General features: G+C 75.2%; 1 protein-coding gene (only partly in view). It reads right to left on the bottom strand.

All coding sequences use genetic code 11. The features are described 5' to 3' along the window. Nucleotides 1-13,417, bottom strand: the 5' end (the start) of a protein-coding gene (locus ACFWRT_RS16340; protein ID WP_380949918.1) for a lonely Cys domain-containing protein. It extends 15,497 nt beyond the left edge of the window; 13,417 of the gene's 28,914 nt are visible here — the first part of the coding sequence; it begins with the start codon at nt 13,415-13,417; its stop codon lies off the left edge, out of view.

Raw genomic sequence — 13,417 nt, 5'->3', positions numbered from 1 at the left:
CGTCGATCCGGTGCTCGTGCTGGGCCTGGTCGGCGAGCCGGTCGAACTCCGCGTCGCCGTCGCTGGTGGAGCCGGAGCCGCTGTCGCTCCCGGCCTCGCTGCCACGGCCGTCGTCGCTGTCGGTGTCGCCGCTGTGGTCGCGGGCGCCGGGCAGGCCGGGCTCGGGCGGTGGCGGGGGCGTGGTCCAGTCCGGCCCGGCCTCCCCAGCCCTCCGGTGCACCACGAGATGGGCGGCTCCGGTGGTGGGGTGGGTCGCTACCTCGGCCGGGCCCAGCGGATACCAGACCGGGCGGGCCGTCGTACCGGCGACCAGGTCGGCGACCTGTGCCGCGAACGCCGGGGGCAGGGCGAGGACGATGTCCGCGCCGGCCGGCCGCCGGGAGTCGTACGAGATGATCCGGGCCATCTCCTCGGCGTCGCGGACCACGAAGGTGCGCCACGGCGTGACGATCTCGACGCCGCCGCCCTCCGCCGCCCCGGCCACGAACAGATACGGGTTCCGCCAGGCCGCGCCCTGCTCGGCCGCGTGCCCGGACCGCTCGGCGAAGTAGGTGTCCGGAGTCGGGAGACCCCGGCCCGACCCGGTGAAGTCCCGTCCCGCCGGGGTCCGGTCCGCCGTGCGCAGCAGGGTCTCCTCGGCGAGGGCGTCCCGCCGGGTCTCGATCTGCCGGTCGACGAAGTAGACGGCGAGGTCCTCGGCGGTCGCCAGGTCGTCCGAGGAGGCCTCCAGCGCCAGCGCTCCCAGGTCCAGGACGTCCTGGTTGCTCACCCGGGCCCGGGTCGGCAGGTGCAGGACATGCCGGACGAGGTCGGCCAGGCCGTCGCGGGTGGTGCGGCCGCCGGCCGCCTCCTCGACCAGCTCGTAGAGGGCTTCGGAGGTCTCCTGGAGCCGGGCGCGGGGGGCCCGGCTCCACTGCGGGCCGAACACGGCCGTCAGCCACTCGGGGTCGGCCCAGATCGGCGTGTCCTCCCCCTCGGAGTCGGAGTCCCCGTCACTGTCGGTGTCGGTGTCGTCGTGGGGCTGCGGCTGCGGCTCCGCGCCGGACAGCGTGCTCAGTTCGTACGCCTCTTCCTCGCCCGGCAGCCCGGGGCCCTCGCCGGTGACGGCCGTCTCCGGGGCCGGGGTCTTCGGTGCGGGCGCCGGGGCCGGCGCCGGGCTCCGGAGAAGCAGCGGTACGAAGTCCCCTCCCCTGCGCCGGAGTCGGAGGACCGGCGCGTGGGTGGAGGGGCCCGCGTAGGTGTGGGCGGTGCCGTTCTCCTCGATCAGGATGACCGTGGCCCCGGTCGCCTTTGCGGCCCACTCGGCCACCGCGCGGTCGGCGTCCGGGCCCCAGGGGGCGTTGGCCAGGTGACGGCGCAGTCGGCCGTCGAGGGCGTCCTGGCTCAGGGCAGGGGTGCCCTTGCGGTCGTCGGGCGGCGGGGGCGAGAACAGCGTGTCGCGTTCCGCCCGTTCGCCGGGGAGGCCGTTCAGCCGCATCAGTTGGGCGGGCGAGGCTCCGGCGCGGGTCCGGAGCCGGGCCGCCGCCCGTGGGTCGGGGCCGGGCTGCTCGGCGGCCTGGCGCAGGGCGGTGGAGAGTGCGCCGAAGAAGCCGTTGCCCCGGCCCGCCGGAGCGCCCTGGGTGTAGGTGGCGCCGTCGGGCGCGGTGAGGAGGCCGTCGCGGTCCAGGCGGTAGCGCGGGCCGGTGGTGTCGGCGGGCGGCAGCCAGGGCGGGGTGGGGTGGCTGCGGTGGACGGGCGGCTTGGGGACGGTCTCCGTACGGCCCGAAGGCGTACTCGTGGCCGGCGGGGTCGGCAACGCGATGGTCGGGGGCGGCACCGTGCCGGGCGTCAGTGCGGCGGAGAAGAAGCCGTCCGCCGCGAAGAGCACCGGGCCCGAAGCCGGGTCGGCCGTCGCCGGGTCGGCGCCGCGCGGCAGGAACGTCTGCGGCCGCCCCTCCCCCGTCACCACCGTCACCGGGGTGCCCAGGATCCGGGCCGCGAGTGCGGGCAGCACGTCGGCGCCGCCGTGGTCGCCCGCCCGGCGCTCGGGCGGCGCCGGGTCTCCGCCGTCCGGGTCGGCCGCCGCGGGCTCGGCCGTGAAGGGGCGGTACAGGGCCGCCGTGGCCAGCGCCACCCGCTGCTCCGGGCTCGGCCAGACGGTCTGCGGGAGCCGGCCGAACGCGTCGAACTCCGCCTGCTGAGCAGCCGTCAGATCGATCTCGGCGTAGTCCAGTTCGACCTGCGTGAAGGTGTCCGCCGCATCCAGGGCCAGGCCGTCGAGCAGATCCTCGTTGCCGTTGTCGCCCAGCGCCCAGGCGAGCCGGTCGCGCACGGCGCCGACGGCCTCGGCGGTGACCGCCGGGTCACCGGGGGCCGCCGCGAACCGGTCGGCGAGGTCCGCGTCCAGCAGGAAGGGCAGCTTGCCCTGGTCCTGGGCCGTCGCGAGCAGCGCGTGGAAGAACGAGGCCCCGTCGTGCGGCACTTCGTGGACCTCGTGCACCGTGCGCCCGTCCGGCGAGGTGAGGGTGCGCGGGCGGGAGTCGGTGGCGTCGGTCACCTTGTACGGTTCCGGCGCCTCGGAGCGCCAGTCGGGCGCGGTGTACTCCTGCGGCACGTCCTTCACCGGTACGGAGCCCGAACCCTGGTGGTGGGCGGTGAGGCGGGCGGCGGCCAGGTGGAGGCGGTGGTGGTCCCTCGCGGCGGCGTCCAGGCGCTGCTGCCACCGGCGTACCTCGTCGCGGGCCGTCTGCCAGGCGGTGACGGCCGGGGAGGCGGCTACTGCCGGGGACGGCGTCGTGGCCCCGGCGCCGTCACCGAGCGCGGTCTGCTCCTCGGGGCTCAGGTCGAGCCAGGTCTCCCGGGTCTTGGCGCGGGCGTCGTAGTAGTTCTTCTCGGCGGTGGCGAGGTCGGCCGCCGCCTTGGCCTGGTCGTCCCAGGCCGTGCGGGCCTCGTCGGGGAAGGTGGTGTCGTCCAGCAGGCCGTAGTCGCGGGCGATGTCCTCGCGGAGCCAGACCAGGGCGGTGGTCTCGGCCTCGACGGCGCGCGGGCCCCGCCGGGGCTTGCCGAGGGCCTGCATCGGGCGGCTGTCGGTGACCCGGTGGTTCACCTCGGCCACCGACAGCCAGCTCACGGGGACCGCGAAGAGCATGCTGCGGTCGGTGACGACCTTGATGTGGGTGCCGAGCGTGGTGTCGGTGGCGCTCCGCAGGGCGGTGGAGTCGTTGGTACCGCCGATCGGGACCGTGGCGCCGGGGTTGGTCACGCCCGCGTTACTGTTGCCCGCCAGCGGCGAGGTGCTGACCGCGCCCTCGACGTTGTCGGTGATCCCGGCCTCCAGCGCGTCACCGGTCTTGCGGCGCTGCATGGCCTCCATACGGGGCTTGTTCTCCACGGCGAGCAGCCGGGCGCCGGTGCGGTGCATCTTGGCGTAGAGGCGGGAGTCGGCGGTGTGGGACTGGCCGAGGAGGCGGGCGGAGGACTGGGTGGGCAGCGGCGAGCCGTCGGGTCCGAGCGCCTCGCGGAAGCCCGCGGTCAGACCGACCTGGGAGGTGGCCTCCTGCTGGGCCTGGGCCGGGGCGGTGCCGAGGGCGGTGAGCGGGGTGTGGCGGGCCATCCGTACGCGTTCGGTGAGCGAGGTGCCCGTATGCCGCTTGCCGAGGTCCGTGTCACCGGGGAAGCCGTCGGCGCGGGCGGTGGCGAGGGTGAGGGCGTCCTGCACGTTGGCCGAGCCGAGGATGTCGACGGCGAGGATGCCGGAGCCGATCACCTCGTCGAAGGGCAGGATGTCCGGGTCGGCCTCGCCGCTCTCCCCGTCCGTGGTCCGCCACCGGGCGATGCCTTCCGGGCGCGCCTGATCAGCCGTCAAAACCCTTACGGCGCGGTCGGGTTCTCGTACATCCTGCTCGGTGAGCGCGCCGTCCGCACCCGCACCGTCCGGGGTGAGCAGGCTGGCCGGGAGGATCTCGTTGAGGGAGCCGACGGGGGCGGTGGCGGTGGGGCCGAGCGGCTTCCCGGAGGCGTCCACCAGGGTGGCGGTCAGGGTGTACGTGGTCACGATCTCGGCGTGCGCCTGGGTCGTGGCGATGTTGGGCATCGCGGTGCTGCCGACCGCCTCGGTCACATTGCTCGACCGCTGCTTGGCAGCGGTGCCCTGGAGCGCCGGGTTGGCGACCAGCACCCCGCTGCCGGCGGCGCGTTCGCTCGCGCTGAGCGTCACATCGGCGCCGCGGTCCTGGGACCGGCCCTGGACGTCGTCGCGGGCGGTGGTGCGGTAGTCCTCCAGCTCGTAGCCGGTGCGCAGCCGCTCCACGGTGGTGGTGACCGGCGTCAGGGTCAGCTTCAGCTGTCCGGGGCTGCCGCCGACCGGCAGGTGGTGCGGGCTCGTCCAGGTGCGGTAGCGGACCGGCAGGGCCATACCGTCGGTGGTCAGCTCGTGCACATGGGAGCGGAGGAAGTCCGGGGAGAGGCGCTGGAGCACCTGTTCCCGGTCGTGCGAAGGCACCCCGATCCGCTCCAGTTGCCCCATCAGTCGCTGCGCGGCCCGGCTCGCGTCGAGCTGGCCGCTGGGGTGGGAGGGGAAGTGACGGCGGCGGAGGAAGGGGGGCAGCTTGTAGCCGCCGCCGAGGTTGGCCGGTGTGGTGGTCCCCAGGCCGTCGGGGGCGAGCCCGGCCTCGATCGCGTCCTGCATCGGCAGGTGGAACATCACCGCGTCGCGGATGCGCTGGAGGGCGGCGGCTGCCCGGCGCGGGGCGAGGCCGCGCCCGAGGCGGTCGGAGATCCGCCCGGCGGCGGAGCTGATCTGGGCCCCGGCACGGGTGCCGACCGCCCCCATCGCGGCCGTCCAGCGGTCCCGTACGGCCACGGTCTCGGTGGCGTCGGCGACCACCAGATACATCCGGCCGGCGTAGGTGAGGGTGGTGTTGCGGCCCCGGGTGAGGGTCTGGGAGATGCTGCGGCCCTTGCCCCAGGCGTACTGGAGGGCGGTCGAGTACGCGCCCACCACGGGCTGTTGGCCGGGTGCCTGCTGCAACGGCGTGACGCCGCCCTGGAGTCCGAGGGTGGTCCGGGTCCCGGTGCCGGAGGTTCCGGCGACGCGGTGCTCGTTGCCGATCGTGGCTTCGAGGCTGCCCGGCTTCGGGTCGCTCTTGACGCGTACGTTGTCGAGTTCGCCCCGGACCGCCGCCTTGAGGTAGTGCGTCGAGAAGGGGCCCGCGCCGGTGAGTCCGGTGATGCGGGAGCCGAACGGGCCGAGGTACTGGCCGAGTTGCCCGGCGATGCCGAGGTTGGCCATGGCCCGGCGCAGGGCGGTGCGGATCGGGGTGCCGGGCGCGCTGACGTGCCAGGAGGTGCCGGTGGCGCGGTCGGCGGTGTCCTGGACGAGCCGCTGCCGCTGCTCGCCGCCCTCGGTGCTGAGGACCACGTGCGGGGCGCTGAGCAGCTTGTTCACGAGCTGCCGGTCGGACGCGGCAGTCCGGGGCAACGGCCGCGTTCCGTCCAGGAGTTGGTCCGCCTCGGTGGCGGCGAGGGGACGCGGTGCGGGGGTGGGCGCGGGCGTCGGTGCGGGGCCGGTGGGCGGCGGGTCGGCGGGGGCGTGGCGGTCGGAGCCGTGGGCGGCGGGGACGGCGAGCTCCACCCGCCCCACGGCCTCGGTCCCCCGGGTGAACAGTGGGCGCTCCGTGACCTTGCTGACGAAGACGCCCGCGCCGAGCAGCCCCACCGTGGCGAGCCGGGTCCAGCCGCGCGGGCGGCGGTGGCCCTCGAAGGTGGCGTCCAACTCCACCTGGTAGCTGTAGAGATCGGCTCCGTTCTGGAAGGTGAGCTGGTCGTGGGCGACCGCGACGGTGTTCTTGGTGGCGCGGGTGCGCGTCTGCGCGTAGCGGGCGCCCAGGGAGACGTTGCCCGCCTGGCGGGGCAGTCCGGCTGCGGGGTCCTTGTCGTGGTCGCGCGGCGAGATGCCGAGCTCGACACCGGCGGAGAGGGTGGCGGACTCCTGCTGTCCCTGGCCGGAGATCTCGGTGCCGATCACGGCATTGCGCAGCGAGCGTTCGCTCAGGGTGGTCTCGAACTGCCGGTCGGTGAGGCGGGCGCGCAGGATGAGCGTGTGGTGGCCCCGGCGGACCTTGCCGTCCTCGGTGAGGGTGACGGGCACTCCGGTGGTGGTCAGGTCGTCGAGGCTCTGCGCGAGGCTCGGCCGGTTCAGCGCCTCCCGCACCTGGCGCTCGTTGTGCAGGGCGGTCCGCATGCGCCCGTCCCCGTACCAGAGCTTGGCCAGGTGGGGGTGGCGCAGCATCAGCGGCGGGACGAAGAGGGACGGGTAGGCGCGGGTGAGGGTGTCCAGGACCGTGTCGGTGAAGGCCTTGAGGGGGTCCTGGGGGGCGGGCGCCGGGGCGGGCGCAGGGGTGGCGGCCGTCGCCGGGGCGGGGGCCGTCGTCGTGGTGGCCGGGGCGGGGGCCGCCGTCGTGGCCGGGGGCGGCGGGGCGGGGGGCCGCCGGTCCGGTACGAAGCCCTCGGCGCGGACCTGGCCGCCCAGGTGCACCGGGTTCTCCCGCGTGAGGTACCACGGCACCGGCGGCTCGGCGTCCGGGTTCGGGCCGGCCGCTCCGGGCGTACGGCTGTCCCAGCCCGCGAGGCGGCGGGCGTCCTGGGTGGAGTACCAGTCGAGGCTGACCACCCGGACCGGCTGCGCGGCGGAGGCGGGCCGGCCGGCCTTGCGCACCATCAGGGTGCGCTCCACCCGGTACAGCGCCATCGGGTGGTTGCGGACGCGGCCGGTCACCTTGCGGGCGGCGTCGGAGCCGAGGTAGTGGCCCCTGCCGGTGCTGAGGTCGGTGCGGACCAGGGGGCCGCCCTGGAGGCGTACGTCGGTCTCGGGGCCGATGAGGGTGTAGTTGGGCCCGGCGGTGACCTGGACCCCGAACCGGGTGTCACGGACGTGGGCGCGCTGGTTCTGGTAGGTGGTCTGGGCGAGGTCGCGGACCTCCGCCTTGACCGACTCCGTGACCAGGGTGGCCCGGTGCGGGATCGACCGCTCCACGATCAGATGACCCAGCGGGTGCTGCCCGCTGCCCCGGGTCAGCTCGGGTCCGCTGACGGGTCCGGCGAACCGCCCGAAGAGGCCGAGCAGCCGTCCCGGGCGAACGTAGGAGACCAGGGTGCGGTGGGCCGAACTACCCGGCCGTGCACCGGAGATGGCCAGCGCCACGTCCTCCGGCGGGTCCGTCAGGTGTAGCGCGGTCGTGTCGGTGATCCGGGGTTCGGCCCCGTCCGGGAAGGTGAGCGTCTCAGGGGCACGCTTGGGCCCCTTGAAGGGCACGGTGAGGTCGTCCGGCAGCCGCCAGCTCAGCCCGTCCCGCATGGCGAAGGCGGCGGAGTGCACCTGGCTGCGCTGCCAGCGGGGGGCGGCGGGGGGCGCGGTACCCGGCCCGGGGGGCGTCGGCGCGGGGGTCTTCGGGGCCTCGGTGACCCGCTCGACGCGCACCCGGTAGTGGACGTCGTCCAGATGCAGGTGGGACCCCTCCCAGGCCCGGTACTCGCTCTGGTGGTACGCCTGGGTGCCCAGGGTGTGGTCGGTCCTGCGGCTCCACCCGAGCGAGACGCCGATCTTCAGCATCCAGGTGAGCGGCGGGCCCATGCCCAGCGCGGCGGCGACCCGGCGGCCGACCCCGACGCTGCGCCCGCCGCCCGTACCGGCCTGACCGCGCCGCATGGTGTCCAGCCGGACGGTCGCGCCGCCGACCTCGCCGAAACGCTCCCAGCGGTGGTACGGGATCGCCTCGACGACCATCTCGTGGCCGACTCCGGACTTCTCCCGGCCCACGAAGCGGGCGCCGCGCGGGGCGGTGAACGCGCCGGGCTGGTCCTTCAGCAGGCGCAGCAGCTCGGCCTCGTCGAACTGGGCGCGGAGCTTCTTGGGAAGCTGGTCGAAGACCTCCTTGGCCACCTGTTCGGGCGAGCGCAGGGTGAGGACACCCAGGCCGTTGAGGAGCCCGGCCCCGGGGGGTGTGCCGGTCCGGGCGCCCGGACCGGTGGAGCCGTCGTCCGGGTCGGCGTCCGGGCTGATCAGGACGGTGGGCAGCCGGCTGCCGTCGTCGAAGGTGACGGTGCGCGGGGCGGGGCCCGGCGGCCGCGCGTCCTCACCGGTCAGCAGCCGCGCCGGACGGTGTCGCTCCAGCTGGGTCTCCAGCGGTACGGGGTCGCCGCGGTCCGGGGTCTCCTCGGCCGGAGCGTAGAGGTCGGGAGCCCCGCCCATGCTCCGCAGCCACTCCCCGAAGGCGTCGGTACCGGCGGGGGCCTCGGTGGCCGGGGTGGGGGTGGTCGGAGTGGGAGCCGGGGTGGTCGGGGCGGGCACGGCTGCGGCCGGGACCAGGGCGTCGTAGTGGTCGGAGCCGTTGTAGGCGAGGTGCAGGGTGCCGCTGCGGCCGCCCGGGTTGAGCGGGGTGACGGAGGTGCCCGCCGGGCCCGACGCGTCGGGCCGGACGAGTCGCAGCTCGATGTCGAGGGTGTGCGCCAGCGCGAGCGGGAGCGCGTCGGCGAAGGGCGAGGACCACAGGGCCGGCAGCTCGGCCGCCGCGACGATCAGCCCGTCGGTGCCGAGGCGCCGCGCGTCGGCGGGGGTGGGCGCCACGTCGGCGAGGTGCGGGTAGCCGCTGTCCCGGAGGATGCGCCGCCACCGGCGTGCGTCCCCGTCCTTGACGACCGTCTGCTCGATCCGGTCCCAGCGCTGACCGATCCGCTCCCGCGCCTCCGGGTCCCGTACCCCGGCCAGGGCGGTCATCCGCAGGTCGTCGACGACGGCGAGCACCGGGTCCGGGGTGGCCTCGACGTCCGGGGCCAGCAGTTCGGAGCCGGTGAGCCGGTCGCGGAGCAGGCTGCGGAGGCCGGCGACGTTCCGCGCGGCCCAGGGGGGCGGGACGGGGTGGCTGCGCGCGGTGTCGAGGAGCGACCGGAAGAGGCAGTCCCCGTCTCCCCGGGTGTGCAGCCGGCGGAGGGCCTGCCCGTCCGCGTGGACGGTGTCCGCGAGGCCCGGCGTCCTGGTGTCCTTGCCGGACAACTGCACGTCCTCGGCGATGCTCTCCGGGCGGCCGGACGGGGAGGACACGGGCGCGTCCGGCCCGACGGTCGGGGCGGGCGGCCCTGCGGGCTCGGAGCGGTGCAGGCGGCTGGCCAGCTCGGCGGTGTCGTCGGGGCCGAGGTCCAGGTCGGACAGCGGCAGCGGGGCGTCCGACAGCGACCAGGCGATCTGCGCGGCGCGCGCGTAGGAGAGACCGAGCACGTCGGATTGCGAGACCAAGGTGTCCGGCGGCAGTGAGGGAGGCGGGGGCGGCAGCAGGCTGTCGAGCGTGGTTGCGGGGGTCGCGCCGGCCCGCAGTGCGGCGGCGGCTTCCAGGAACGCGGTGTACTGCCCCGGGGTGGGACCGGTGGCCGGGTCGACGTTCGTCCCGTTGGTGGCGGTGTGCCAGTCGGTGACCATCCGGTCCAGCAGGTCCGGGGTCATCCGGCCCTCGCCGTACCGGGCGGCGGTGCCCGGATCGCGCCAGCGCAGACCGTCCACATAGGCGAGCGCCGCCAGCAACTCCCGGTTGCCCGGGTGCTGTTCGGCGTCCGGGCCGAGTACCTCGCGCAGGGTGCGGAGCTGCTGGAGGGTACGGGCGCGGGCGAAGGCGTCGGCCGGTTCCGGACCCGTGTGCAGTCCGGCGTCGCGGGCCAGGTCGTCCAGGTCGGTTCCGGCGGGCTCCGGGGTGAACAGCCGCCACCGGCCCGGCCCGTCCGGACCCTCGCCGAGCACCGCGCGGACGTTGCCGTCCCGGTCCTTGGCGGTGCCCGCCTCGGTGGTCGGCGCGTACACCGGGCGCCCGGTCCGGTTCGCCACGTGCTGGGCGACCGGGAGGCCCGCGATCTTCGGCTGCTGCCCGGTCTCGCAGGAGAACAGCACCAGCGGCCGGTCCCGGTCCCCGTCCTGCGCCCAGGACTTGAGCACCTCGCCGAGCTGGACACCGCTGACCTTGACCGTGGGGTACGCGGGGTTGTCCGTCCCGAGGGTGACGGTACGGGGCGTGCCGTGGCCCACGAAGTAGTCGGCGCCCCGCTCGGTGCCCGAGCCCGGGAGCGCGGCCGGCGGGCCGGTGAAGACCGTACGGGGAGCGGGCGGGGCCTCGGAGGTTCCTGGGGGCGGGGGCTCGGCCGAGGCGGTCCGCACCCCTCGGAAGGTGTCCAGGCCGAGCAGCGCCTCACGGCCCGCGCTCCTCCCCGTACCGTCCTCGGCCGGGCCCTGGGAGATGGTCACCGTCCGTACGGCGACGCCGGGTTGCGGAGTGAGCGCCGTCTGCGGCACGAGGCGCCGGAGCTCGCTGAAGGGCACCGTCTTCCGGTCGAGCGTGGTGACGGAGGGCCCGGCGGTGGGGGGCGGCGTGGTTCCGTCGCCCTCGCCCTCGCCGTCGCCGTCGGCGGTGCTCGTGGTGATCGGGGCGACCGGAGCGTCGTCCGTTTCCATGACGCTGTCCCGCCGTGACTCCAGGTGCAGGTCGGTGGCCGTCTCGGTCCAGGGGCGGGCGTCTGCGGCCAGCTTGGCGGCGACGGGGACGTCGGCGCGGGTGGTCGAGGGGACCGAGGAGGTCGGGACGGCCTTCGGCTTGATGTCCGGGGCGGGCATGGGGCCGGTGGTGGGGAGCGGCGGCTTGATGTCCGGGGCAGGCATGGGGCCGGTGGCGGTGAGCGGCGGCTTGATGTCCGGGGCGGGCGCGGAGCCGGCGGTGGGGAACGGCGTCGGCGTGGAGTCCGGGCCCGGCAGGTCGCCGGCGGCGGGGGCCGGTTCGCCGGAGACCACCTTCACGGGGGACGGGTCGGTGTCGTACCGCCCGGACTCGGTGCGGGGAGGCGCGGTTACGGGGTCGACCGGACCGGTCTCGGGGTCGGCGGACGTCTCCGGCGCCGCCAGCGCCTGCTCGCCCGGCGGGGCCTCGGCGGGGCCGGTGTCGCCGGTCGGGCCGCCCTGCGCGACGGAACGCGGGGGCGAGGCCGTCGACGCGGCGGGAGGGTTGGCCGTCGCGGTGGGAGGAGTGGTCGACGTGGCGGGAGGGACGGTGGAGGCTGCGGGCGGCGGTGCGGGCGCCATGACGGGCGGCACGCCCAGGGCGTCGGCGAGCGGCAGCAGCACGTTCGCGCCCGGGAACGCCGTGTTCACCCCGCCGTCGGGCGTCGCGGCGGACTCGGGTCCGGTGAGCGGGCGCACCTCCACCGGCGCACCGGGGCCCTCGCGGGTCAGCTCGACCGCCTCCCGCACCGGCTGCCCCGCCGCGTCGGAGCCGGTCGGCGGACCCAGCACCACGGCCCGGTCCACCCCGGCGCCGTCCAGCAGCTCGGCCGCCTCCGGCGATCCGGCGACCGGCGGCGGGCCCTCGGAGACGACGACGGTCAGCGGGGGCGCACCGGTGCCGGGTGCGTCGGCGGTGGTCGGGGTACCGCCCTCGACCCCGCGCGTCCCGGGGCCGCCACCGGTCTCTCCGGGAGCGCGCGCATCGCCGTACGAACCACTGGTGTTGACCTCGGGAGGGGCGGTGGTGCGGGTGTCCGGGTCGGGCTGGTTCCGCTGGGCGGGCTGCTCGGCGGGGCCGGAGGAGGTCTCCGTACCCGGTGATTCCACGGTGCCTGGGCCACCGGACCCTCCGGTGCCGCTGCCGGTCGACGCCCCCGGCCCCTCCCCCACGATCGGCGCGTCCACCGTCACCGGCGTGCCGAAGCCCTCCAGGGCCCGGCGCACCTCGTCGGTGTCGACCTGGCCGGCCGGGCTGTTCCCGCCGGGCACCACCCGTACCTCGGGCAGTTGCGAGAGCCGGTCGTGCACCCCGTCGCGTACGCCGATCTCGGCGGGGCCGGGCGCCTGGGAGCCGCGGAGCGCGGCGAGGTCGCGCAGCGCCTGCTCCCGGACCTCGGCGGGGCCCTGGTGGACCTGCTGCCACAGCGCGTTCTCGGCCGCCGTCACGGGCAGGGGTCCCGGGGTGTACGGCGGCGGATCGGCGGAGACGTAGGGCGGCGGCGCGTCCTGCGAAACGTAGGGGGGCGGCGACTGGCTGCCGCTGAAGTCGCCCTCGCTTGCGGTCTGTTGGACGACCGGCGGCGAGGAGAGACCGGGGCCGGGGCCGCCGGCGCTGTCCGTGCGCGACGGTCCCTCGGCCCGGTCGGGGCCGCCCGTCTCCGAGCCGTTGCCGTTGCCGTTGCCGTTGCCACTGGAAACGGTCGGCGGCGGCTGGTTGCGCAACTTGTCGATGGCGTGGCGGAGTTCGGCGCCGCTGTTCAGCGCCGCACCCATGAGGGAGGACTCGACCCGGCTGCTGATGCCCGCACCGAAGAAGGTGGTCCAACTGGACGACCAGTCCCCCTCGAACGCCCCCTTGATCAGGATCTCCGCGACCACCTCGCCCGCTCCGGCGGCGATGAAGTCCGCCGTCCCCTTGAGGGCGTAGTGCCCGGCCAGCGCGCCCGGCCGGTCGAGGTTGAGGCGCAGGATCTGGCTGTTGCGCCACAGCTCGGGGTTGTTGCGGAAAGAGAGCGGGCCGTCCCGGAAGGTGACGGGCACCGGGCCGGGCGAGGGGGTGGGGCCGGGGGTGTTGCCGTACGGGTCCGGGTCGGGGCGGTCCTTCGGCGGGTCGGGAAGGTCGGGGTCCGGCTTGGGGTTGGGGGTGGGGCCGTTGGTCTTGAGGTCGACGTTCGGCGTGTCCCGCAGGTTCGGAGGGTTCTTGAAGTCGAGATCCGGGCCGCCCTTGAGGAAGTTGCCGTCGAAGCTCTTGACGATGTCCTTGGCGAACTTCTCGAAGACGCTGGTGAAGAACCCCGCCGCCGCGCCGAACGCGGCGGCCTTGCCGATGTCGCCCCAGTCGATGGAATCCGGGCGGCGGCCGTCCGGGGCGAAGTTCATCATCGCCAGCCGCACGGCGAAGGTGGTGAACGCCTCGGCGAACGCCTCGGTCAGCGAGGGTGCCAGGTGCAGCCGCTGGAGCAGATGGCTGAGCGTGGTGAGGATGAAGAAACGGCTGCGCAGCTTGGCCATCATGATCTGGCTGGCCGACGCGCCGCCGGTGAAGAAGGACATCGCCAGGTAGATGGCGATCTCGATGAGCAGCCGGATGATCTCCGCGATCACCTGCCACTTGGACTCCATGATGTCCATGGAGGTCTTGCGGCGGCCCTCGGCGATCTTGTCGAGCTGGTCGGAGAAGTCGCGCAGGTAGTTCTTGCCGCCGTCGTCGATGAGCATGCCCATCGCCTTGGCGTACGACGAGGCGAGGTCGTCCGGCATGGACTCGCCGATGTCGTGGATCGACTTGTCGATCAGCGAGGAGAGCCGGTCCAGTTTGCGCCCGAGGCCGGAGTAGGGCCGACGGCTCTCGAAGGCGAGGTCCTCGTCGGCGTCCATGAGCTTCTCCCCGGTGAGGATGAAGATCAT

The sequence above is a fragment of the Streptomyces cyaneofuscatus genome, assembly GCF_042718795.1.
Lineage (GTDB): Bacteria > Actinomycetota > Actinomycetes > Streptomycetales > Streptomycetaceae > Streptomyces > Streptomyces cyaneofuscatus_A.
Note: the sequence above shows the minus strand (reverse complement) of the source record. Positions and strands in the feature narration are given on the sequence as shown.